Source organism: Xanthomonas euvesicatoria, from assembly GCF_013112235.1.
Lineage (GTDB): Bacteria > Pseudomonadota > Gammaproteobacteria > Xanthomonadales > Xanthomonadaceae > Xanthomonas > Xanthomonas euvesicatoria.
Map to the genome: position 1 here is coordinate 3,397,954 of NZ_JABFFS010000001.1, position 23,185 is coordinate 3,421,138.

Annotated in this window: 22 protein-coding genes and 1 pseudogene; 6 read left to right on the forward strand and 17 right to left on the reverse strand. The window is 64.4% G+C overall.

Going from position 1 to position 23,185, the window contains the following annotated elements; translation table 11 throughout:
• The 9 genes and pseudogenes from flgH to HLH45_RS14690 all read right to left on the reverse strand — a co-directional run bounded on the left by flgH (nucleotide 1) and on the right by HLH45_RS14690 (nucleotide 7,246).
• Nucleotides 1-693, reverse strand: coding sequence for a flagellar basal body L-ring protein FlgH (gene flgH, locus HLH45_RS14655; RefSeq protein WP_008575962.1), 693 nt, complete (start codon nucleotides 691-693; stop codon nucleotides 1-3).
• A gap of 38 nt (nucleotides 694-731) precedes the next feature.
• Entirely contained in the window at nucleotides 732-1,517 is a 786-nt protein-coding gene (gene flgG, locus HLH45_RS14660; protein WP_003482961.1) for a flagellar basal-body rod protein FlgG, read from the reverse strand.
• A 268-nt stretch (nucleotides 1,518-1,785) separates the two neighbouring features.
• Nucleotides 1,786-2,102: pseudogene (locus tag HLH45_RS21820) on the reverse strand (hypothetical protein); the annotation flags it as partial.
• A gap of 190 nt (nucleotides 2,103-2,292) precedes the next feature.
• Nucleotides 2,293-3,048: a flagellar basal-body rod protein FlgF gene (gene flgF / locus HLH45_RS14665; RefSeq protein ID WP_005914448.1), complete on the reverse strand. Its 756-nt coding sequence runs from the start codon at nucleotides 3,046-3,048 to the stop codon at nucleotides 2,293-2,295.
• A 144-nt stretch (nucleotides 3,049-3,192) separates the two neighbouring features.
• Nucleotides 3,193-4,416 carry a flagellar hook protein FlgE gene (flgE, locus tag HLH45_RS14670; RefSeq protein ID WP_003482957.1) on the reverse strand — a complete coding sequence of 408 codons (1,224 nt, stop codon included), beginning with the start codon at nucleotides 4,414-4,416 and terminating at the stop codon, nucleotides 3,193-3,195.
• 31 nt (nucleotides 4,417-4,447) lie between these two features.
• The gene (locus tag HLH45_RS14675; RefSeq protein ID WP_005914450.1) at nucleotides 4,448-5,113 is read right to left on the reverse strand and encodes a flagellar hook assembly protein FlgD; all 666 of its coding nucleotides are present in this window, start codon (nucleotides 5,111-5,113) and stop codon (nucleotides 4,448-4,450) included.
• A 37-nt stretch (nucleotides 5,114-5,150) separates the two neighbouring features.
• On the reverse strand, nucleotides 5,151-5,558 hold the full coding sequence (gene flgC / locus HLH45_RS14680) for a flagellar basal body rod protein FlgC (protein ID WP_005914451.1): 408 nt from the start codon (nucleotides 5,556-5,558) through the stop codon (nucleotides 5,151-5,153).
• A 3-nt stretch (nucleotides 5,559-5,561) separates the two neighbouring features.
• Nucleotides 5,562-5,963, reverse strand: a complete 402-nt coding sequence (gene flgB / locus HLH45_RS14685; RefSeq protein ID WP_003482950.1) for a flagellar basal body rod protein FlgB — start codon at nucleotides 5,961-5,963, stop codon at nucleotides 5,562-5,564.
• Between the two features lie 338 nt (nucleotides 5,964-6,301).
• The gene (locus HLH45_RS14690) at nucleotides 6,302-7,246 is read right to left on the reverse strand and encodes a chemotaxis protein CheV (protein WP_003482947.1); all 945 of its coding nucleotides are present in this window, start codon (nucleotides 7,244-7,246) and stop codon (nucleotides 6,302-6,304) included.
• Between the two features lie 301 nt (nucleotides 7,247-7,547).
• Between HLH45_RS14690 and flgA the strand changes: the two genes are divergently transcribed.
• The 4 genes from flgA to HLH45_RS14710 all read left to right on the forward strand — a co-directional run bounded on the left by flgA (nucleotide 7,548) and on the right by HLH45_RS14710 (nucleotide 10,310).
• Nucleotides 7,548-8,192: a flagellar basal body P-ring formation chaperone FlgA gene (gene flgA / locus HLH45_RS14695; protein WP_008575794.1), complete on the forward strand. Its 645-nt coding sequence runs from the start codon at nucleotides 7,548-7,550 to the stop codon at nucleotides 8,190-8,192.
• Nucleotides 8,193-8,258: 66 nt separating this feature from the next.
• The gene (gene flgM, locus HLH45_RS14700) at nucleotides 8,259-8,570 is read left to right on the forward strand and encodes a flagellar biosynthesis anti-sigma factor FlgM (RefSeq protein WP_003482943.1); all 312 of its coding nucleotides are present in this window, start codon (nucleotides 8,259-8,261) and stop codon (nucleotides 8,568-8,570) included.
• A gap of 15 nt (nucleotides 8,571-8,585) precedes the next feature.
• Entirely contained in the window at nucleotides 8,586-8,918 is a 333-nt protein-coding gene (locus HLH45_RS14705; RefSeq protein ID WP_003482942.1) for a flagella protein, read from the forward strand.
• Between the two features lie 165 nt (nucleotides 8,919-9,083).
• Nucleotides 9,084-10,310, forward strand: a complete 1,227-nt coding sequence (locus HLH45_RS14710) for an ATP-binding protein (RefSeq protein WP_008575791.1) — start codon at nucleotides 9,084-9,086, stop codon at nucleotides 10,308-10,310.
• Nucleotides 10,311-10,424: 114 nt separating this feature from the next.
• Here the strand turns inward: HLH45_RS14710 and HLH45_RS14715 are convergent, their stop codons facing one another.
• Nucleotides 10,425-12,146 carry an EAL domain-containing protein gene (locus tag HLH45_RS14715; RefSeq protein ID WP_008575790.1) on the reverse strand — a complete coding sequence of 574 codons (1,722 nt, stop codon included), beginning with the start codon at nucleotides 12,144-12,146 and terminating at the stop codon, nucleotides 10,425-10,427.
• Between the two features lie 3 nt (nucleotides 12,147-12,149).
• Nucleotides 12,150-14,282, reverse strand: a complete 2,133-nt coding sequence (locus tag HLH45_RS14720; protein WP_008575789.1) for a sensor histidine kinase — start codon at nucleotides 14,280-14,282, stop codon at nucleotides 12,150-12,152.
• A gap of 120 nt (nucleotides 14,283-14,402) precedes the next feature.
• Between HLH45_RS14720 and HLH45_RS14725 the strand changes: the two genes are divergently transcribed.
• The gene (locus tag HLH45_RS14725) at nucleotides 14,403-17,189 is read left to right on the forward strand and encodes a sensor domain-containing protein (protein ID WP_171309844.1); all 2,787 of its coding nucleotides are present in this window, start codon (nucleotides 14,403-14,405) and stop codon (nucleotides 17,187-17,189) included.
• Nucleotides 17,190-17,657: 468 nt separating this feature from the next.
• Here the strand turns inward: HLH45_RS14725 and HLH45_RS14730 are convergent, their stop codons facing one another.
• The 6 genes from HLH45_RS14730 to HLH45_RS14755 form a co-directional block, all read right to left on the reverse strand.
• Complete coding sequence (locus tag HLH45_RS14730) at nucleotides 17,658-18,341, reverse strand: hypothetical protein (protein ID WP_008575787.1); 684 nt, start codon at nucleotides 18,339-18,341, stop codon at nucleotides 17,658-17,660.
• Between the two features lie 280 nt (nucleotides 18,342-18,621).
• Entirely contained in the window at nucleotides 18,622-18,906 is a 285-nt protein-coding gene (locus HLH45_RS14735) for a hypothetical protein (RefSeq protein WP_008575786.1), read from the reverse strand.
• A gap of 86 nt (nucleotides 18,907-18,992) precedes the next feature.
• Nucleotides 18,993-20,270 (reverse strand): methyl-accepting chemotaxis protein, encoded by a 1,278-nt coding sequence (locus tag HLH45_RS14740; RefSeq protein ID WP_014090132.1) that lies wholly within the window; start codon nucleotides 20,268-20,270, stop codon nucleotides 18,993-18,995.
• 61 nt (nucleotides 20,271-20,331) lie between these two features.
• Nucleotides 20,332-20,946 carry a high frequency lysogenization protein HflD gene (gene hflD / locus HLH45_RS14745; RefSeq protein ID WP_014090133.1) on the reverse strand — a complete coding sequence of 205 codons (615 nt, stop codon included), beginning with the start codon at nucleotides 20,944-20,946 and terminating at the stop codon, nucleotides 20,332-20,334.
• The gene (gene mnmA / locus HLH45_RS14750) at nucleotides 20,946-22,082 is read right to left on the reverse strand and encodes a tRNA 2-thiouridine(34) synthase MnmA (protein ID WP_008575784.1); all 1,137 of its coding nucleotides are present in this window, start codon (nucleotides 22,080-22,082) and stop codon (nucleotides 20,946-20,948) included. Before mnmA ends, hflD begins: the two co-directional genes overlap by 1 nt.
• The gene (locus tag HLH45_RS14755; RefSeq protein ID WP_008575782.1) at nucleotides 22,079-22,537 is read right to left on the reverse strand and encodes an NUDIX hydrolase; all 459 of its coding nucleotides are present in this window, start codon (nucleotides 22,535-22,537) and stop codon (nucleotides 22,079-22,081) included. The genes mnmA and HLH45_RS14755 overlap by 4 nt, the downstream gene beginning before the upstream one ends.
• Nucleotides 22,538-22,787: 250 nt before the next feature.
• On the opposite strand from HLH45_RS14755, the gene clpS reads away from it, so the two are divergent.
• A complete protein-coding gene (gene clpS, locus HLH45_RS14760) occupies nucleotides 22,788-23,108 on the forward strand; it encodes an ATP-dependent Clp protease adapter ClpS (protein WP_005914463.1) in 321 nt (106 codons plus the stop codon).
• Nucleotides 23,109-23,185: the final 77 nt, after the last annotated feature.

Here is a 23,185-nt window from a genome sequence, read left to right on the forward strand (position 1 = left end):
TCAGTAGGGCGACAGACGGGAATTGAAGAAGCGGCTCAGCCAGCCCATTGCATTGGACTGCGCGATCGCGCCGCGGCCGCCGTAAGCGATGCGGGCGTCGGCCACCTTGCTGGAGGGCACGGTGTTGTCCGGGGCGATGTCGGCGGCGCGCACGATGCCTTGCACCTGCACCAGTTCGTCGCCCTGGGTCAGGCGCAGGTTCTTCTGCCCCTGGATCACCAGGTTGCCGTTGGGCAGGCGTTGCATCACGGTGACGGTGACGCTGCCCTGCATGCGGTTGCTCTGCGCGGTGTTGCCCTTGCCGGCAAAGCTGCGGTCGCCGCTGGTGCTGTTCTCAAGCACGTTCAAGCCACCCACGGTGAGCGGCGCGCCCAGCAGGGTCGGCGCGGCCATGGTGGTGGCGTCCTTCTTGCTGATGCTGGTGTTGGCGGTGGACGAGGCGGTGGTGCTTTCGACCAGGTTCACCGTCAGCAGATCGCCGACATCGCGGGCACGGCGATCGCCATACAGGTTCAGGCTGGGGCCGGCGGCGTAGATCGCACCGGCGGTCGGCTGCGCCACCGGTGCCACCACCGGCACGATCGGCGCCAGTTCGGCGAACGGACGTACATCGCCGGCGGCCACGCAGCCACCCAGCAGCGCGCTGCAGGCAATGGCGAGGCACAGGCGGGAGAGAGAAGGCAGGCGTGACATGGCGTTGATTCCTGTGAGGGCGAGGAGCGGCGAGCCGATCAGACGTTGTTGTTCAAGTAACCGAGCATCGAGTCGGTGGTGGAGATGGCCTTGGCATTCATTTCGTAGGCGCGCTGCGTCTCGATCATGCTCACCAGCTCTTCCACCGTATTGACGTTGCTGCCTTCCAGCGCTCCCTGCACGGTGGTGCCCAGGCCGTTGAGGCCAGGCGTGCCGTTCTGCGCGGGGCCCGAGGCGGTGGTTTCGACGAACAGGTTTTCGCCCTTGGCCTGCAGGCCCGAGGGATTGATGAAGTCGGTCAGCGTCAATGCGCCGATTTCCTGCGCGGCGGCCTGGCCGGCCAGCGTCACGCTGATGGTGCCGTCGTTGCCGATGGTCAGCGACTGCGCGCCTTCCGGCACCTGGATGCCCGGCTGCAGCGGGTAGCCGCTGTTGGTGACCAGTTCGCCCTGCGCGTTGATCTGGAAGGTGCCGTCGCGGGTGTAGGCCGAGGTGCCATCAGGCATCTGCACTTCGAAGAAACCGCGACCGTTGACCATCACGTCCAGCGCGCGGCCGGTCTGCTGCTGGCTGCCCTGGTCGAACCCCTTGAAGGTGGACACCACGCGCACGCCGGTACCCAGTTGCAGGCCGGTCGGCAGCTGCGTCTGCGCGGAGGTCGAGCCGCCGGGCGCACGCACCTGTTGGTACAACAGGTCTTCGAACGCGGCACGGTCGCGCTTGAAGCCGGTGGTATTGGTATTGGCCAGGTTGTTGGAAATGACCGACATGCGCGTCTGCTGCGCATCCAGCCCGGTTTTGGCGACCCACAAAGCCTGATTCATGACCCGATTCCTCGTTAGACCCGGGGATGTGTTCCGGGTACGGGTGGGTATATGCACGTGCCGTGCCAAACCCGCGTCGGATTTCTGCCGGGTGTGCAGTGGGTCACGTGGGGTGGGGGGGGGGGGGCGAGCTGCGTGGGGCAGGGGCGGCAGCTAGCGGCAGCGGTGGGGCTGCGTGATAGATCCGCTTGGAGGTCTGTTGCAGGTTGCCGGTTGTAGCGTCTTGCTCGCTTGGCGGAGAGCGGTGGAGTTTGTTAGCCGCTTCTTGTTAGCGTGGTCCTGGATCAGGGCAAACTCTGAGTCGGTCGAGTGTGCGGTGCCCTCTCCGCTCGCGGGACACGCCGTGAACCCATCCCTGGGGGCTCGATGGCGGCATCCATGCCGCCAACGGTCCCGCAAGCGGCGAGGACACCGCACCAGAGAGTTTGTCGGTTCCTCCCTTAAAACTTGTCCATTGCCAGGTCTGAGGCCTGCATGGAGAAGATGACTGGATGGGCCGTGATCCCAGCAGCCCACGTCAGGCACGTGTGCACCATGCGCACCGACCATCTCGACAGGTCCTTGCCCGCCCACTGTCGCGGGACCTTACGCGGCATGGATGCCGCGTAAGAGCCTACAAGGACGTACTTGCGGCGTGTCCCGCGATGGTGGGCGGGCAAGGACCCTGCAGCCAAGTCACAAACCAGCCGCTCTGCAGCGAACCCGGGCGGCGGCCATCAAGGTGCTCGGCAGAGCAGCGAGCCACCGACGGTGCGGCCTTGGGCGCCAGTGGCGCTTAGCCGCTCACCCGCAACAGCGAATTGGCCGATTGCGCGTTGTCGTCGCCGTTCTTGATGATCTTGACCTGCATTTCGAACTGCCGCTGCAACTGGATCATTTCCACCAGCGCGCCGGCCGCGTCCACGTTGCTGCCTTCCAGCATGCCGCTGTTGACGGTCTTGCCGGTGGCCACCGCAAACGCCTGTGCCGGGTCGGTGCTGGTGTTGCGCATCAGCCCGTCGGGGCGCCGCGTCAAACGGTCGGCGGGCGCATCCACCACCTTCATCTTGCCGACGATGGCCATGGTCTGCGGGCCTTCGCCCTGCGGAATGATGGAGATGCTTCCGTCGCTGCCGATTTCCATCGCCTGGTGCGGTGGGATGGTCATCGGGTTGCCGCCTTCATCCAGCACCGCATGCCCGTTGGCGGTGACCAGTTGGCCATTGGCGGTGAGCGCCAATTCGCCGTTGCGGGTGTAGGCCTCGCTGCCGTCGGGCGACTGCACCGCCAACCAGCGGTCCTGTTGCAGCGACACGTCCAGCGGGTTGCCGGTGACCTTCTGATGGCCCTGGCTACGATCGAACCCTTGGTCTACATGCAGCGCATCGATCCGCGACGGATAGCCCTTGCCCTGGATCTTGAACGCCTCGGTGTTGGCCAACGCGGCCTTGAATCCCACCGTATCGACATTGGCGAGATTGTGCGAGACGGTGCTTTGCGCCTGCAGTGAGGCGCGGGCACCGGTCATCGCGACGTAGAGGGCTTTATCCATGGGACACCGGGATTTGAGATTCGGGATTTGGGATTCGTAAAAGCGGGCTGTTGCGACTCGGGATTTGAGGGGGCAGGGCCGGTCACCGATTGACGGAGTGCCGGCTTTTACCAATCCCTAATCCCGAATCACCAATCCCGGCTTTTAACGAATATTGATGATCGTCTGGGTGACCTGGTCCTGGGTCGAGATCATCTGCGAGTTGGCCTGGAAGTTGCGCTGGGCCACGATCATGTTCACCAGCTGCTCGGTCAGGTCCACCGTGGAGGCTTCCAGCGAGCCGGATTCGATCTGGCCCAGGTCCGAGGTGTCCGGCGCGCCGGTGCGGGCGGCACCGGAGGTGTAGCTCTCGGCCCACATGTTGTTGCCCTGCGACTGCAGGCCCTGCGGGTTGACGAAGCTGCTCAGCGCCACCTGGCCCAGCGGCTTGTCGGCACCGTTGGAATAGCGCGCGAACACCACGCCGCTGGTGTCGATGCTGATTTCGTTGAGCTTGCCGCTGGCGTAGCCATCCTGGCGCGTATCGCGCAGGGCGAAGGCTTCGCCGTACTGGGTGGAGCCAGTGACGTTGAGCTGCATGTTCAGCACGCCCGCGCCGGTGCTCGGGGTGAACGGGTCCATCGCGATGATGCCGTTGGCCGGGGTGGTCAGCGCGCCGGTATCGGAGAACTGCAGGGTGGTCGGGGCACCGACCGCAGCGCCGTCCACGTAGTTGTAGACCTGCCACTCGTTGGGGTTGGCGGTCTTGACGAAGTAGGAGGTCTGCACATGGCTGACGCCCAGCGAATCGTAGACATTGATGCCGCCGGTGGAATGGCTATAAGTCTTGTCGTCGGCCGGGTTGAACGGGGTCACCGTCGGCGCGGTGGCATTGCCGGGCAGGGTGAAGGCCAGGTTGACCGTGGAGGTGGATTTCGGCGGGCTGTCGGTGGTCAGCAACTGCAGGTCCGACAGGCGGCCTACGTCAAACCCGTTGCCGCTGGGATTGGGCGCGAACACCTGCAGGCGTGCGCCCTGCGGGTTGACCACATAGCCGTTGGCATCGGTCTGGAAATTGCCGGCGCGTGTGTACATCTTGGCGCCGTTGGACGAGACGGTGAAGAAGCCTTCGCCGGAGACCGCCAGGTCCAGGCTGCGCCCGGTCGGGTCGATATTGCCCTGCGAGAACTGCTGCGCCACGTTGCTGACGCGCACGCCCGAACCGACCGCATTGCGCGACAGGCCATAGCTGGTGCTCTGGAACATGTCGGCAAATTCGGCGCGTGATTCCTTGAACCCGGTCGTGTTGACGTTGGCGATGTTGTTGGAGGTGACGTTCAGATCGGCATTGGCTGCGTTGATGCCGGACAACGAGGTATTGAAGCCCATGGATGAGTTCCTTTAGGTGTTGGTTGCCGGCTCAGCTGACGCGGAGCACGTTGGCGAGCGGGGAAGTGCCTAGCCCGGTCAGGTTGAGATACAACCCGTCCGAGCCGATCGTGACGCTGTCCACCGGTGCCTGGACATAGGTAGACAACTTGCTTTTGGAGCCGGCGGTGTCGGTCTGGGTGGCAGTCACGCCGTATTTGCCGGCCGCCATGCGATTGCCGTTTGCGTCGGTGCCATCCCAGTCGAAGGACACCTCACCGGCGGCGCTGGCCGGCACGCTGATCTGTTTGACGAAGGTGCCGTTGGCGTCGGTGATTTCGAAATTGACGAAACCGGCCGAAGTCGCGGCCACCACGCCCTTGGCCGAGCCGGTGGCATCGATCGCTACCTGCGCCGAGGGCACCAGCACGTTGTGGCCAACCAGCGCCGCGCCCTTGAGCACCTGGTCGCTGTTCATCGAATCGGAAAAGTTGCTGACCTTGGTATTGAGGTCGCCAATGCCCTGCACGGTGGAAAACTGCGCCAATTGCCCGAGAAACGCGCTGTTTTCCATCGGCTTGAGCGGGTCTTGATGCTGCAGCTGTTCGGTCATCAGTTTGAGGAAGTCGGCCTGGCCGAGTGCCTCCTCCTTCTTGGCGACGGTGCTGCTGGTACTCAGGCCAAGGCTTTTGTAGAGATCGCTGCCGATCGTGCTCATGTGGAGTATTCCGTTGGTAAGGGTCAGCTAGGAAGGGTCAGCGACCCATGGTGAGGGTCGCGAGCGCCAGTTCCTTGGCGGTATTGAGCATTTCCACGCCTGCCTGGTAATTGCGCGAGGCGGAAATCATGTTGACCATCTGCGAGACCGGATCCACGTCGGGCGAGAACACGTAGCCGTCGGCGTCAGCCAGCGGGTGGCCGGGTTCGTAGCGGCGGATCGGCGGCGCATTGGTGGTGGTGATCTCCTTGACGTTCACCGAGGTCAGGCTGGGGTCCTGGCGGCTTTGCTGGGCCTGGAAGATCGGCTCGATCGGCTTGTAGGTCGCCTCGGCCGAGCCTGCGACCGAATCGGCGTTGGCCAGGTTGGAGGCAATGGTGCTCAGGCGCACCGACTGCGCGTGCAGCGCCGAGCCGGCCACATCGAAGATGGGAAGATTGCTCATGACTTATTGGCCCGTGATCGCGGTGAGCATCGAGCGCACCTTGGATTCGAGGAAGCTCAGCGACGCGCGGTATTCCAGCGCGGCGCGGCCGTAGGCGGCGCGTTCGGCATCGGGATCGACGGTATTGCCGTCAAGGCTGGGCTGATCGGCTTCGCGGGTGAACTGGAAAGGGTTGAGCCCGGCGCCGCCGCCCACTTCGTAATGCTTGGCGTCGGTGGTCTGCAGCAGACCGCCATCCTGCTCGCCCTGCGCCGACTTCAGCGCCGCCTCGAAGTTCAGGTCCTTGGCCTTGTATCCGGGCGTGTCCACATTGCTCAGATTGCTGGCAATGAGCTTCATGCGCTGCTCGCGCAGCGTCAACGCGTCGCCATGGACGCCGAGGAACGAAGAGAAGGGGCTGGACACGGTGCTCTCCCGCGAAGTGTTGCCAGGGAGCAAGCAATGTTTGTGCCAATCGAGGTGGTACGGGCTATGGAACGCGGAGAATGATCGGCGCTGCCGACGCACGCACGGCAGCTTGCTCTCCGAAAACGCGATGGCCACGCCATCCGTCGCGGAATTGGCGCGGTCACACTCACAGGCCGGAAGGTTCGACAGTTCCGAGGCGCAGTCTGGCGTCAGCAGATGTGACGTCGAAATCGCGTGGACGCGCTTGCCTCACCTTTCTGCGCTGCAGTGCTTCTGCAGCTGGGCAGCACCTTGTGGCTGCCATCGGCTCCGACCCGGCAGCCGCTTGGTCTTGCTCAGGCCGCTTCGGCGACCACTTTCAGGCGGGCCAGCACATAGTCGGCCAGTTCATGGGCGCTGTACTTGGCCACGAAGGCATTGGCGCCCACCTGCTCGACCATCGCGTTATTGAACACGCCCGACAGGGAGGTGTGCAACAGCACATATAGGCCTTGCAGGCCCGGCGTGCGCCGGATTTCCGTCGTCAGCGTATAGCCGTCCATTGCCGGCATTTCGATGTCGGAGATCACCATGGCGTAGCGGTCGGCCGGGTTTTCGCCCGAGGCGGCCACCTGCAGCAGGTGATCCAGCGCCTGGCGGCCATCGGACAGCAGGGTTGCCGAAACACCCAACTGGTCGAGCACGCTGCGGATCTGCTGCCGCGCCACGCGCGAATCGTCCACCACCAGTACCTGGAACTGGCGGTCGTAGGCCACCAGCTGCAGCGAGGGATCCAGCTGCACGTCCTTGCTTACCTTGGCGATATCGGCCAGCACGCTCTCCACGTCGATGACCTGGATCAGCTCGCCCTGGAAACGCGTCACCGCCGTCAAATAAGTGGCTTCGGCACCCAGTTCCGGCGGCGGGTGGATATCCTCCACCGCGATATTGACGATGCGTTCCACTCCGCTGACCAGGAAACCCTGGACCGAGCGGTTAAACTCGGCAACGACCAAATAGCCGGGGCCGTTTTCCGAATGCGAATCGCGTTCCGGGTGGCCGATGGCCAGGCCCAGATCCAGCACCGGCACCGAGCGCCCGCGCACGTCGGCCACGCCGGCGAACTCGGTCGGCAAGCCAGGCACCTGGAACAGTTCCGGCCGGCGCAGCACTTCCTGCACCTTGAAGACGTTGACGCCAAAAAGCTGGCGTCCGCCCAGCCGGAACAGCAGCAGGGCCAGTCGGTTGTGGCCAGCCAGTCGCGTGCGCTGGTCGATGCGGTTGAGCAGATCGTGGGTCATGGGGCAGATATCGACAGCGCCCTCTGGAAACTTGAGGGCTTTATGGTTGGTCGGGGGCGCTGTCGGGAATGGAGAGTCGGGAATGGGGAATCGTAAAAGCGAGGGATGCGGTTTTCCGCAGCAGGTCTGAGGCGAGGGGCTGTGACGTTGCTTGCTGATAGCGGTCACCTAATAAATCGCACGGCAGCAACGAAGGCCGACCACCTCTCAGCCACCAACCGATTCCCCATTCCCCATTCCCGATTCGAAAACAGGCACGCCGCTTGCAACGCCTGTCCCGTCTTCCTCCGGATCTGGTCCCATGCGCCTGCTCCTGCTTGTCATCTTGTTGGCTGCCGCTCCGGCCTGGGCCCAGAGCTATCAGTCCGTCGATTCCATTCGTGCTGCGGCGCTGGCCACCGTCGGCCCGGACGCCGAGGCCGAGGCCACGCTCGATCCGGGCCTGCGCATGCCGGCTTGCCCGATCGCGCTGCAGGCGCAGCCCACCGGCACCAATACGGTGGAAGTGGCGTGCCCGCAGCCGGCCGGCTGGCGCCTGTTCGTGCCGTTGAAGGTGCGTCGCAACCAGGACGTGCTGGTCTTGCGCCGCGGCATCAGCGCTGGAGAAACCATCTCGCTGGCCGATATCAGTATCGAGAAGCGTGACGCCGCCCGCATCGTCGGCGCGGTGCTGGCCGACCCGGTCGCTGCGGTGGGCAAGACCGCCCGCCGCGTCCTGCCGGCCGGCTCGCTGCTCTCGGCCAACGATCTGGTGACGCAGCGGCTGGTCCGGCGCGGCGACACCGTGCCGCTGGTCTCGCGCAATGGCGGGCTGGAGGTGCGCATGAGTGGTCGCGCCCTGTCGGACGCCGGCGAAAACGAGCGCGTATCGGTGGAAAATTCGTCCTCGCGCCGGGTGGTGCAGGGCATCGTTGAAGCGAGCGGAACCGTTGTGGTCTCCAGGTAAAAAATTTCTATAAAGTTTTTTTTCTGGGTGCCGTTATCCCCTACGACCTGTAGAGGAGTTCCTGACATGACCCAGAAAATCGAAGGCAATCTACCGACCGCTGCCACTCTTCGCACCACGGCCACCAGCAGCAAGATCGCTTCGGCCGGCGAAGACCGCGCGTCTCCGGTTGCCGCAACCCCGCCGACCGACAGCGTCAAGTTGACCGGCGAAGCCACCAACCTGCAGAACCTGCAGCGCGAGCTTTCGCAGTCCTCGGCGATCGACACCGGTCGCGTCCAGGCGGTGAAGGATGCATTGCAGAACGGCAGCTATTCCATCAACCCGGACGCCATCGCCAGCCGCATGATGGATCTGAATCAGCAACTGGCGGGTTGATCCCCGACGGAAAGGATGAACGTGAACGAGTTCCTGCAACGTCTCAGCGATGCGCTGGCCGGCGAACGCCAGGCATTACTCGAGAACGACATCGATGGGCTGATGCGACACACGCAGGACAAGCTGTCGGCGCTGCAAGCGCTGGAAGCGGCGATGCCTGCAGGCGAAGAAGAGCGGCTGCGTGAGCTGGCCGAAGCCAACCGCGCCAATGGCGCGCTGCTGGCACGCCGGCGCCGCGAAGTGAACTGGGCGCTGCGTCACCTGGGCCGCACCGAAAGTGCGCCGTCCTACGATGCCAAGGGGCAATCGAGCGTGTTGCGCGGCGGGCGTTCGTTGGCAGTGGCCTGAGTTGCAGGCTGTTCTGCAGCACGCCGGGCTGCAGATGGTGCGGCAAGCCTGGGCGAGCAGGCAGTGCCGTTGGCTCTGCGTCCCATCGCCGGGTAATGCAAGACGACAATACGGAGCGTCAATGGTTCGGCGTATATTGAGGCATCCTCTACGCCGCCTGCTCCCGTGACCGCCAAGTTTTTTCTCAATCAAGCCTTACTGCCTTCCCCGGATATCCTGCGCGCCTTCGGCGACCAGATGATGGAGGGGCTGCTGCTGTTCCGCGCAGACGGAAAGCTGATTCTGGCCAATGCCATCGCACGCCAGAGCCTGTGCAAGGAAGACCCCACCGACGATCGCAATCTGGGCGAGCGCATTTCGCAGGTATTGCCATCGGACGCACTCAATCAGGCGCGTAGCAAGGGCAGCTGGACCGGTAGCCTGCCGGTCGCCGACCGGGTGGTCATCGCGCATCTGTATTACAACGAAGAGTCCGGGCCCGGGCATTTTCTGGCGCTGTTCCACAACATCGAAGGCCAGCAGGATTACGAGCGCGAGCTGCAACAGCGCCATGCCGAATTACGCCAGGCCTATCTGCGCCTGAACGGTGCGCAGGACAAATTGCTGCAATCGGAAAAGATGGCCTCCATCGGCCAGCTGGCCGCAGGCGTGGCGCACGAAATCAACAATCCGATCGGTTATGTGCACTCCAATCTGGGCAGCCTGCAGGAATATCTGCGCAGCTTGTTCACCCTGATCGAAGCCTACGAGCGCGCGCTGCAGGCGCCGGATCCCAAGGCGCTGATTCCGGAAATCGACGAAATCCGCAACCGCGCCGACATCGACTTCATCAGCCGCGATCTGCCGCAATTGATGGCCGAATCGCGCGAAGGCATCGAGCGGGTGACCCGCATCGTGCGCGACCTCAAGGACTTCTCGTACTCGGACCGGTCCGAGTCGTGGAAGATGGTCGACCTGCATGCGGGTCTGGAATCCACCATCAACATCATCTGGAACGAGCTCAAGTACAAGGTCACGCTGGAGCGCAACTACGCCGAGTTGCCGCTGGTGGAGTGCCTGCCATCCGAGCTCAACCAGGTCTACATGAACATGCTGCTCAACGCCGGCCAGGCTATCGTCGAGCGCGGCACGATCACCGTGACCACCGGTCGCGACGAAGCAGAAAACGTCTGGATCCAGTTCCAGGACAGCGGTGCCGGCATCGCCCCGGATCTGTTGCAGCGCATCTTCGACCCATTCTTCACCACCAAGCCGGTCGGCAGCGGCACCGGCCTGGGCCTGTCGATTTCCTACGGCATCATCAACAAGCACCACGGCCGCATCGACGTGGAAAGCACGCCAGGGCAGGGTGCCAGTTTCAGGATCACGCTACCGATCCGGCAGCCGCGCTGACGCGCTGGGAATCGGGAATCGGTAAGGCAGCTTTTCGCTCGCTTGATCTGGTTGCGTGTTTGAGAAGCAACAACACGCAGAGGTCTGCTCTACCGATTCCCCAATCCCGATTCCCTATTCCCGGCCATTACGCAACTCATCATGCGTGCGGAATGCCTGGCGAATGTGCTCGCGCAGCTCGTCGTCGTTCCAGGGCTTGGTCAGGAAACGGTAGATCGCGCCGCGGTTGATGGCCTCGGTGACGGTGGCCAGGTCGGTGTAGCCGGAGAGCACCAGGCGCACCGTGTCCGGGTAGAGCATCTTGACCCGGCCCAGGAACTCGGTGCCGCTCATGTCGCTCATGCGCTGGTCCGACAGGATCACCTGCACATCGTTGGTGGCCAGCAGGTCGAAGGCGTCGCGCACGTTGCCGGCTGCCAGAATCCGGTAACCGTCGCGGCGGAACAGCCGCACCAGCGAGCGCAGCACGTTTTCTTCGTCGTCCAGCAGCAAGAGCGTGCGGTCGGGGCGGCTTTCGGCGAACGATTCCGGGCGCAGGTAGCGGCGACGCAGTGCCATGCCGGCCGACTCGGCCGACATCGGCTCGCCGAACAGGTAGCCCTGGAAGATGTCGCAATCGTTGCGGCGCAAAAAGCCCAGCTGCGCCTGCGATTCCACGCCGTTGGCAATCACCGTCATGCCGAGCTGGTGGCCCATGGCGATGATGGCGCGCGCAATCGCCGCCTCGCGGCTGCCGGCCGGTGCGCTCTTGATGAAGCTGCGGTCGATCTTGAGCCGGTCCACCGGGTAGCGCACCAACGCGCTCAGGCTGGAATCGCCGGTGCCGAAGTTGTCCAGGCTCAGGCTGATGCCTTCGTTGCGCAGATTGGCCATCGTCTCGTGGACGAAATTGACGTTGTTGGTCAGCGCGCTTTCGTTGATCTCCAGCGTGACGAACTGCGCCGGCACACCGGCGGTCTGCAGCATCGCCATCACTTCGTTGAAGAAGCCCGGGCGCAGCAGCTGCAGCGTGGAAACATTCACTGCAATGCTGAAATCGTCGAAACCCTGGTCTCGCCACAGCCGCGCCTGGCGCACTGCGTTCTGCAATACCCATTCGCCGATCTGCACGATCACGCCCAGGCGCTCGGCGGTACGCATGAAGCGTTCCGGCACCAGCATGCCCAGGGTGGGCGATTGCCAGCGCAGCAGCGCTTCCATGCCCACGATGCGGCCGTCGCGCGCACTCACCAGCGGCTGATAGCGCAGGCGCAATTCGCCGTGCGGAATCGCATCGACGATCTGCCGCGCAATGATGCTTTCGCTATGCGCGTTGGTGGCCGAGTTGCGCGTGTACAGCCGCACCGTGTTGCCGCCTTCGCGCGCGGCCTGGTAGCTGGCTTCTTCGGCGTAATCCAGCAGCGTGGACAATGAGGTGGAATGTTCCGGACACAGGCTGATGCCGACCTTGCCGGTCATGAACAAGGTATACGGCAGCACCGACAGCGGCAGTTCCAGTTGCTGGCGGATTTCCTCGGCAAAATCTTCCGGCAGGGGCGTGTCGTCGCGGCGCACCGCCACAACCACCATTTCATCGCTGCCGTGGCGCCACAGCTTGCCGCGCGTGCCGAGAAATTCCTGCAGCCTGCGCGCTGCCAGCGTCAGCGCCTGGTCGCCGACCTCGCCACTCATGTTCTCGTTGATCGAGGCGAAGTGATCGATATCGACGTGGAAGATCATCAGCGGCGGGCCGCCGGACGCGGCCGCATCCACCAGGTGCAGCAATTCGGGGTTGCCCGCGCCAAGCCGGGTGGGCTTGACGATTTCCAGTCCGGGCGGGATTACGGGACTCCACATGACTCAACGTCCACCATCGTCGTGGACGGACTCGCCGACCGGGTGATAGGGCAGGCGCAACGTCACGCGCGTGCCTGCTCCGGGGGCTGATTCTATCGCGAGCGTGCCGCCGACGGTTTGCGCACGCTCACGCATCACGATCAGTCCCAGCCCACGCGGACCCTCCGGCTCGAACCCATCGCCGTCGTCGCTGACTTCCAGGCGGAAACTGTCGCCATCGATCGAATGCAGACGCAGGTGCACTTCGCCGGCGCAGGCGTGCCGCAACGCATTGGTCAGGCTTTCCTGCGCGATCCGGAAGCAGGCCTGTTCGATCTCGTTGCCCGGCCGTTCCTCGAGTGCCTGAATATCGAGCTCCAGCCGAACCTGCGAGGCGCGGAACAGCATCGATGCCTGCCAACGCAGCGCTGCCTCCAGGCCCAGGGCATCGAGTTGTGGCGGGCGCAACAGCATCGACAGATTGCGCAGCTTGGTCACCGTGGTGTCGGCCAGCGACACGACTTCCAGCAAGTCCTCGCGGCGCGCATCCGCGTCCGGCTCATCCAGGGCTGCGTGCGCAGACAACTTCATCGCAGTGATCGCTTGCCCGATGTCGTCATGCAGGTCGCGCGAGATGGCACGCCGCTCATCTTCCTGCAACGAAAACAGACGTTTGGCCATCGCCTGCAGTTCGGCATTGCTCTCGGCCAGGGCATCGCGCATGCGCTCGGGTTCGCTCAGATCGCGCACCACCAGCAACTTGCAGCTGCGTCCGCCGTAGCGGATGTCGCCGGCCGACAGACCTGCGTAGAAGGTGCTGCCGTCGCGACGACGCATGGCGCGTGCGCTGGAGACCGGCTCATTGCGATCGCTGCCTGCGCGCAGGTATTCGCGCACCACCGGCAGGTCGTTGTCGCCCACCAGGGTCTGCAGTGGTTCGCCCAGGATGGTTTCGCCCTGAAAGCCGAACTGGGCCGAGCCGGCCGCGTTGGCGTACATCACATGCTCGTCGGCGAGAATCAGCACACCGTCGGGCAGCACGCGCACCAACTCGCGAAACTGCTCCTCGCGTTCGCGCAGCAGCCGGCGCGATTGCTCGCGTTCGCTCACGTCCTGCAAGGTGCCGTGCACATGGCGCACGCCGCTGGGGCTGGTCACGCTTTCGGCGCGCAGATGCACCGTGCGCGGTTGCGAATCGCCACCGGTCAGCGGCAGCAGCACATCGATCTGCACCTCGCCACCGGTACACATGTCTTCGATCATGCGTTCGATGCGCACCTGGGTCGCGCTGTCAGAGGCGGTCAGCAATTCTTCCAGCCGATGCTCACGACGGTGCATCGGCACGCTGCGCCCCAGCAGGCGGTAGACCGCCGGCGAATAGCGCCCCAGGCCGGTGGTGCGATCCAGTTGCCAGGAGCCCAGCCGCGCGATGCTTTGCGCCTCTTCCAAGCGTTCGAGCGCCTCGTCGCGCAGATCCTGCGCCCGGCGCTCTTCGCTGCGGTCTACGGTGACGACCAGACGGGCAGGGCCGCTGGCCAGATGCAGCTGGTTGCTGCGCACCTCGACATGCCGCGGGCCGCTGCGCGTCATCAGGTCTTCGTTCAACACGCAGGTGGCATCCCCCTTGCCACGGATCTGCGCAATGATCTCTTCCAGCCGCTCGCCATCGGCATTGGGCCAGATCGCCTGCAGCGTCTGCTGCAGGAACTCGTCGCGCTCCCAGCCGAAGAATTCCAGCGCCGCCGGATTGGCGTCGAGGATGCGCATGGTGGCCAGGTCGTAAATGAAGGCCGGGCTGGGCAATGCCAGGAACTTGGCTTGCAGCAACGCCTCGGACTGCGCCAGCTGGGCGTACTCGTCCACGATCAAGCCGGTAAAGCGGCGCAGCACCAGGTGGATGACGATGCTGGACAGCACCAGAAAGCTCGCGTCCGACCAGCGCTCCGGCATGGCGGCGCCGGCCAGGTTGAGCAGCCGGTTGCCCAGCAGCAGCCAGATCACGCCAACCAGCAGGTACAGGCCGGTCAGTGTCCACAAGCCTTGCTGCAGGCGCTCGGCCAGACGGAGGCAGGAGACGGGGGCAGACGAAAATGCGGGCGCGGCGACGGGCTGTTGCATGGATCCGCGGACGACCTTGAGTGCTGGCGATGCGGCCATCTTAGCCGTAACTCGGGCCGGTTCGGTCCAGCTCGCAACAGGTGCCTCAACTATTGGCCGGCACGGCCGTTATCCATTGCGACTCCGAAGGCCGGGGTCGATTCTTCGGAGTGTTCCAGAGTGGACTCAGGCGTCATTGCAAGCATGCTGCAGCACCCGCTGACCTCGGCGGTGGTGTTGTTGGATGCGCATGGCCAGCCTCTGGCGGCCAACCGCGTTGCACAATCCCTCGGATTGCCGGCAACCCTCGGCGCATACGCCGATGTGTTGGAAAGCAGCCGTGCCCAATTGGCCGAAAGCGGGGGCATGGCGCCCTGCGTATTGCCAGGCACCGGCGGCGGGCGGCTGGAGGGCTGGCTGCGTGCGGTCTGCGACGAGCACGGCCAGATCATGGCATTCACCCTGAGCATTCCCGAGCCCAAGGGTGCCGATGGCACCAGTCGCTGGGAGATAGGCCTGGACAGCGCCGATCATGGCTTGTGGGATTGGGATATTCCGGCCGATGTGGTGTACCGCTCCGAGCGCTGGACGCGCATGCTCGGTTATTCCGAGCAGCCGCTGCCGAACAATCTCACTGCCTTGTCCGGGCTGATTCATCCGGAAGACCATGCGCATGTCAGCGCGGCGGTGCAGGCGCATCTGGAAGGCCGCACCGATACCTATGTGGCCGAATTTCGGCTACGCCAGCACGACGGCCAGTGGCGCTGGATCCTGGATCGCGGCCGCGTGGTATCGCGCACCGCCGACGGACGTCCGTTGCGCATGGTCGGCACGCATACCGACGTGCACCATCACAAATTGCTCGAGCAGCAGCTGCGCGATCAGCAGGCGCAGCTCGAAGAAGCCCAGCGCATTGCCAGCATGGGAAGCTGGAGCTGGGATTCGCATCACGATGCGCTGTGGGTGTCGCAGGATTTCCTGCAACAACTCGGCATGACCCAGGTTCGTCTGCAAGGCATCCGCGACATCCTGCGCCTGCTGGCTGGGCCTTCGGTTGCGCAACTGCGCAGCGCCTGGCGCAAGATCAAACACGAAGGTATGCCGGTGCACTTCGAGATGGAAATCAACGGCCTGCTCGGTGCCAACCCGCATCATCTGCGCGTGTGGGCACAGCCGGTGTTCGATGGCGACGGCAGCATGGTGCGCGTGCTTGGCCAGCTGCAGAACGTCACCGAACAACGCCAGACCGACGCGCTGATCCGTTGGCGCACCGAGCTGCTCAATCGCGTGTCCGCGTTGGGCAAGATCGGCGGCTGCGAGATCGAGGTCGACACCCGGCGCATGCAATGGACCGAGGAGTGCTATCGCATTCACGGCCTGCGCAAGGAAAACATCACCCTGGAGCAGGCGCTGTCGCTGTATACGCAGGATTCGCGCGACGCTTTCGAGGCCGCGCTGCTGCGTATCTCCGATGGCGGCCTGCCCGAGCAGCTGGAGCTGTGTTTCTATCGCAACTCCGGCCAGCGTGTCTGGGTGCAGGTGCTGATCGAACTGGATCGTCGTGAGGGCTTGCCGCCGCGGTTTGTTGCCTTGTTCCGCGATATCACCCGCGAGCGCGAAGCCAACGAGCGCATCGAGCTGCTTGCCCATTACGACCGTCTGACCGGTTTGCCGAACCGCTTCTTGTTGCGCGAGCAGGCAGAAAACGCCATTCGCGAAGCGAGCGAGCGCGGCCAGACATTGGCAATGCTGCTGATCGATCTGGATGGCTTCAAGAGCATCAACGATTCGTTCGGCCACGCCACCGGCGACAACCTGCTCAAGCTGGCCTCGTCGCGCCTGCATCAACATCTGCGTAATAGCGACCTGTTCGGCCGCTTCAGCGACGACGAATTCATCGTGCTGCTGCGCGATATGTCCGAGCCCGAAGATGCCGGCCACGTGGCGCGCAAATTGATTGCTGCGCTCGGCGAGCCGCTGCGCAAGGAGCACGTCACCCTCAAGCTCGGCGCCAGCATCGGCATCGCGCTGCAGGGCGAAGGGCTGTCGGATTTCGACAGCCTGTTGCGTGCCGCCGACGCGGCGATGTACGCAGCCAAGGAGTCCGGGCGCAATACCTACCATTACTACAGCCAGGACGTGCTGCTGCGCGCGCAGCGCCGCCTGGAGCTGGAGCATGCGCTGCAAGGCGCGCTCGAGCGCGAAGAATTCACGCTGGTCTACCAGCCGCTGGTCAACACCGTGGACGATGCATCGCCGGCGATCGAAGCGCTGATGCGCTGGAATCGCCCTGGCCATGGACCCTGCAGCCCGGTCGAATTCATCCCGATTGCCGAAGAATGCGGCGAGATCGTGCGTCTGGGCGAGTGGGTCATCGGCGAAGCGTGTCGTCAGGCCGTGGTCTGGGATCGGGCCGGGCTGCATTTCAGCCGCGTTGCGGTGAATGTGTCTGCGGTGCAATTGCGCGAACGCGGCTTTGCCGAGCGCGTGCTGGAAATCTGCCGCGACAATGGCTGGCCGCCTTCACGCCTGGAGCTGGAGCTGACCGAATCTGCCTTGATTCGCGACTCCGATTCGCTACGCCGCTGCTTCGAATTGTTCGAACAGAACGGCGTGCTGCTGGCGGTGGACGACTTCGGCACCGGCTTCTCCAACCTGCATTACCTCAACCGGTTCCCGGTACAGCGTCTGAAGATCGACCGCAGCTTCGTGCAAGGCATGCTCGACGACGCCAATACGGCCGAAGTCACCCAGGCCATCGTCCATCTGGGGCATGCCCTGGGCATGCAGGTGGTCGCAGAAGGCGTGGAAACCGTGCAGGAAGATGCACTGCTGCGCCAGCAGGGCTGCGACGAAATCCAAGGTTACTTCTACTCACGCCCGCTATCGCCGCGCGACATGGCGCAGTGGTTGCGCGAAGCCGACGCCGGCATGCGGTTGGGCGCACGGCTGGTGATTGCCAGCTAAGCCGCTGACCTGCTGGCTGCGCATATGTGGTGTCGCGCACGATCACCCAGTGATGTGATCGGCTCCGTGCCGCTGCGGTACGAGGACAGGCGACAGCTTTGCTGCTTGCCTGTTGCTGGCGATCTGAGCCAAATCCCTACGTGATGTCCAGCACGTGCATCGCAAGCGGCGCGGATCGCGCCTGCTCATCCCACGGGGTATTGGCACTTTCTGCTGCAGACACCTAGATGGGGTCGTTGCTGGCCAGGGGCACAGTCCGGTCCAGACGCATCGCCTAATGGATCAATGCGGGATGTTATGGATCTCCCCGGAAGCGATTGGAGCATCCTCCGAACGGATCCAGAATGGCTCGATGGCGCGACGAAGAACCAGGGCTGTTGTCCCGTACGTGCATGCATGACTGCCGGCGTAGCCGTTTCACCCGGTAAGCATCGACTGATGCAGTGTGATCAATCGACATCCTACCGGTCATTCCGGTTCGAACAACAGCTCGCGCCTCCAGAGCAGCGGTGTGCGCGCTCGCCGTTGATCAGGGAAGAAAAGCGACAGATAGCCGGCCGCGATCGCACGGCTGCGAAGTTTCAAGCCAACGCCTTCCGCTGTCACCACGGTGACCCCGGTCACCGTGCCTTGCGGATTGACCTGCATTTCCCAGATAAGGCGGCCATGCCACTCGGCCGGTGGGATCGCTGCGTCATAGTTCGGGCGGCCGACGACATACGGTGTTCCCGGATCATTCGACAGGGGTGAGTCTGCCAGCCTGGCATGGACCTGCAGCGTCTCTTCCCCCGTGCGCCCGTCTCCTGTGCTAGCGCGAAATGTCCATAGGCCAGGCTTGCCTCCCTGGCCCAGATCGGCATCGTAACAGTGCTTGACGCCACGGTAGTCGGGGTACTGGTGGCTCGACACTTCCTGCCCGGAGGCATCGAAGGCCTTCACTACCAACCCACCTACATCGGTCTCGGCGAGATTGGTCGCGACACACACCTGGTGAGTGTGCTGACCATCGGTCAAAAACTGGATGGTTTGCTGGCGGGCAATCGAATGAGGTGGGCGGGCATCCCAGAGAAATTCGAGATACACCTTGTCATCTGCCGCAGTGGCCGAGTTAGAAAAGGCTGCCGCACACAACGCCAGGCAACGGATTTTCATGACATCCAGCGCTCAGTCCGAAGAAGGCAGCATGCTGATCGCCCGGGTTGGTGACGGGCTCAGGAGGAGAGGTGGATGGTAGAGGCCTTGGCCAGACCTGACAAACCACCGCCGGTGTGAGCGCGTCTCGGCCGGGCAGGGGGACAAGGAGCGCGTGCGCACGGCATCAGCGCTCCCGGGAGCAGCGAAAGCAGTGGACGGCTCAGAAAGCTGAGATCGGGCAGTTCAAACAACACAGCAGGGCGCCTGCCGAGGCATGCCCCGCTGTGCGGCGCTGGGCTTACCGCGCCGATCCGCTGACCGCGGCACCATCCAGACTGAGATCCCAGGCCACGGTTGCAAACAGCAGTTCTTCTTCGCTGCATGCACGGCGCGGGTTGATCAGGGCCAGCAGCTCCGCGCGTGCGCTGTGTTCCAGCCGTTCCAGCGCGGCCGGCATGCGGACGCGCCGCAATGCAGGCCTGGCCGCATCGCTTTGCGCGATGCGCTCGGCTTGTGCGGCTGCCAATGCAGCGGCCTGCAGTGCGGCGGTAGGGGCATCGATGGTCGGGGCAACAAGCGTCATGGGCGGAACACCAGGTCGTAACGGAACGACAAATCCCCGGAAGGCCGGGGAATGTCGGAATCAGCAGCTGCGTGGCGGCATCGGTCTTAGAACAACTCGACCGTGCCGGCACCCATGCCTTGCTGCGCCACCGGCTTGTGCGGCGGGCGCTCCCACTCCACGCGCATGTCGCGCAGGCGGTTGGACACCTTGGCCAGCGCGGCGACCAGATCGCTGTCGTATACGCCGCCATTGCGATGCAGCAGTTCCTGCAGCGCCACCGCTTCGCGGTTGATCGCGGTCAGGCGATCCAGGTGGGTGTGGATACCGCTCAGCGTCTGCGTGGCGATGTCCTCGAACTGCAGGGCACGCACCGCTTCGGCCACGCTGCCATCGATCGAGCGTGCGCATTCGGAGATCTCGCGCATGCCATCGCCCAACGAGGCGTTGATCTGGGCGACGTTCTCCAGCATGGCGGCCGATTCATGGCGCGCCTCGCGGGAGCGGTCCATGTGGCGCGAGGCCAGCTGCGAGACCGTTTCACGCACCTTGGCGATCGACTCCTTGGAGCTGTGTGCCAGCTTGCGGATCTGCTCGTTGAAGGTGGTGGAACGCTCGGACAGGTTGCGCACCTCGTCGGCAACCACGGCGAAGCCGCGACCGGCTTCACCGGCACGCGCTGCTTCGATGGCGGCGTTCAAGGCCAGCAGGTTGGTCTGGTCGGCAATCGACTTGACGTCTTCCAGCAGCGCGAAGATGCCATCCAGATGCTGCGCCATCTCGTCGATGTGATGGACGGTATTGGTACTTTGGCCGCTCACCTGTTCCAGCGCTTCCACCAACTGCTCCATGCGGGAGCTGGCGTGCTGGGCGAAGCGGGCGACGTCGACGCCGGCGCTGCCATCGTCACCGGCACGGTCGACGATGCGGGCCAGTGCCTGGCTTTGCTGACGCGATTTGCGATTCATCGCTTCGAAGCTGCCACCCAGGCCGGACACGGCCTGGCGGATCAGTTCGCGGGCACGCTCGACTTCCGAGCGCGAACCGTCGACTTCGTTGCTGACGAACGTGCGCAGTTCGTTGAGCAGTTGGTCCTGCTCGCGCAGGATGCGGGCCTGGTCCGGATTAGGCCGGAACTGGGAATACGTCACCCAGGCAGCGAAACCCAACCAACTGAGGGTCATGGTCGCCAGGATCGCCCAGCGCACCGAAGCGGGCCAGTCGAATCCGACAGCGAAGGGGAACAGCAAGGTCAGAGCCAAAGGAGCGGCTAGACGGATGAGTGGACGTGAATACATGGGCGTTCTCGGCAGAGTCACGGTTGCTGTATCGGCACTGCCCCCGTTGTCTTTAGCGACGATCGCCACATCGCCTGGCCCATTCAACCGCCGTTGGCGCGCGTCAGCGGCCGCTAGCGCGCAGATGCAGGCGGCTTTTTCGCGCCATTTAGCGCAACGCGCGGTCCACCGCTTCGATCATCGCGCGCTTGGCGAACAAAAAATCCCACAGGCTGCCGCCCATCTGCCGCCACAGCACCGCCGAGCGCACTGCTGCCAGCAACAGCGCGCGGATCTCCGCGACCACGCCGGCCTGGCCCAGGTAGTGCGGGTTGCCTTGGACCATGACCTTGGGCCGCAAGTGGCTGATGGTCTGTGCGTACAGCCCGCCGAGCGAGCTCAATACATCGGGGTGGCTGCTGTCGCCCAGCTGCTGGGCCTGGCGCGCTGCCGCGTCGATTCCGCTGGCGACAGTGGCGACGGTGCTGGTATCGCGCACGAACCGGCGCTCCAGCTGCAGCACGGCCAGCGCCAGACGCGGCAGCACTTCGTCCTGGCCCTGGTTGCGGAAGTAGTTGTGCAGCAGGCGCAGGCCAGGCGCCAGCGCCGCTGCCGAGCCGTAAACGGCCTCTGGCGAGGCGGCGTCCACCCGGAACACGCTGTCCATGGCGGTACGCACCGTCGCCGCTTCCGAATGCCCGGTCTCGGCGATCCGCCGCACCTGTTGCAGGGCCTGAGCGACGCCGGCAAGCGCCAGCACACGGTGATCCATGGAAACACTCATCAAGCCACTACCTCAGAGGAAAAAGAAGATCCCGCCAACTGGCGTTCCAGCGGTGCGTCGGTGGCGGCGATGACCGCGCCGCCCAGGCACTCCTGCCCGTCGTACAGCACCAGCGACTGCCCCGGCGTCACCGCCCGTTGCGGCCGTTCGAAGCGCACCTGCACGCTGCCATCGTCCTGCACATCCACCGTGCAGGGCTCGTCGGGCTGACGGTAGCGCGTCTGCGCAGTGCAGGTGAACCGGCGTGCTGGCGGCGCCCCGGTCACCCAGTGGGCTTGTTCGGACTGCAGCCAGCGCGATTGCAGCAGCGGGCTGTCGCGGTCCTGGTCCACATACAGCACATTGTTCGCCACATCCTTGCCGACCACATACCACGGCGCGGCCGCCCGCCCGCGCACGCCGCCGATGTTCAGCCCTTCGCGCTGGCCCAGGGTGAAATAGAACACCCCCGGATGCTCGGCGATGCGCTGCCCCTGCGGGTCGCGGATCTCGCCGGCGCGCGCGGGCAGGTAGCGGCCCAGAAACTCGCGGAAATCGCGTTCGCCGATGAAGCAGATGCCGGTGGAATCCTTCTTGGCATGGGTCGGCAAGCCGGCATCCTGGGCAATCCGGCGCAACGCGCTTTTTTCCAGGTCGCCGATCGGGAACAGGGTGGCGGCCAACTGCGCCTGCCCCAACTGATGCAGGAAATAACTCTGGTCCTTGCCGCGGTCGGCGCCACGTAGCAGCCGCCACCGCCCGCCGCGATGCGCCACCTGCGCGTAATGGCCGGTGGCGATGCGCTCGGCCCCCAGCGCCTGTGCTGCATCCAGAAAATGCTTGAACTTCACTTCGCGGTTGCACAACACGTCCGGGTTGGGCGTGCGTCCGGCCGCATATTCGGCCAGGAAATGCGCGAACACGCCGCTCCAGTATTCGCCGGAGAAATCGCGAAAATGAAACGGGATGCCCAGCACGCCGCACACCGCCACGGCATCGCGGCGGTCGTCTTCGGCGCGACAATCGCCGCTGCCGTCGTCGGCCCAGTTCTGCATGAACAGCCCCGCGATCGGCTCGCCTTGCTGCGCCAGCTTCCACGCCGCCACCGACGAATCCACGCCGCCGGACACACCCACCACAATCCGTGGCGTACTCATGCGACGTGCCGCACCAGGGAGAGCGGATAGCGCTGCCCGGCCAGGTAGTCGGCAACCACCTCCCACACCAGTGGGCTGCGCAGGCGCTCGGTGGAGGCGCGCAGTTCGTCCGGGGTCATCCACAGCGCGCGCACCACGCCGGTGTCGAGGCTGCGTTCGGAGTGATGGGCTAGCGCATCGGCAACGAATGCAAAGCGCAAAAAGCACTGTCCGTTGGGGGCAACCCATTGGTAGGTACCGATGAACTGGGTCAGGCGCACGTCCCAGCCAGTCTCCTCGAGGGTTTCGCGCACGGCCGCATCCAGCAGGCTTTCGTTCGGCTCCAGATGCCCGGCAGGCTGGTTCAACAGCAGGCGGCCGCCGATGGCTTCTTCCACCTGCAAAAAGCGTCCATCGCGCACCACGACGGTGGCCACGGTCACATCGGGATGCCAGCGTTGCTCTGGCGTACTCATCGAATCTGCTCCAACGCGGTCGACCACCTGTGCGCCGCTTGCGCGGCGGGGCCGGCATCGCGGTGCCACCCCGGCACGGCTGCGCCGTCGTGTGCGGTGCGCATCGGGGCATCTGCGGTCGACGACGGCGCCAGCAGCTGCGCGGTCATGGGATCGGTCATCAAGGGCCAGCCAGGGAATTGGAGACAAATTGTGCGGGGCGCAGCGTAAATCGTCCAATGCGTGCAAGGTTGAACCGTATAATGGCCGGATGCCTCGGAATACCTCACACGAACACGACCACGGCCTGATGGTCGAAGCCAGCAAGCCCGAAGTGGCGCCACCGCCGCGCTACCAGGTGCTGTTGCTGAACGACGACTACACCCCGATGGACTTCGTGGTGACCGTCCTGGAGCAGTTTTTCAACCTGAATCTGGAGCAGGCCACCCAGATCATGTTGCACGTCCACACCCGCGGACGCGGCGTGTGCGGGGTCTACAGCCGAGAGGTTGCGGAGTCGAAAGTGGCCCAGGTCAACGAGTTTTCGCGCATGAACCAGCACCCGCTGCTGTGCACGATGGAACAGGCCTGAGGCGCCCGGCAGGTCATTCCAGCAGCGCAACAGTGTGGCTGCGATCACGTGCTAACGCTGTCTGAACATGCCTATCC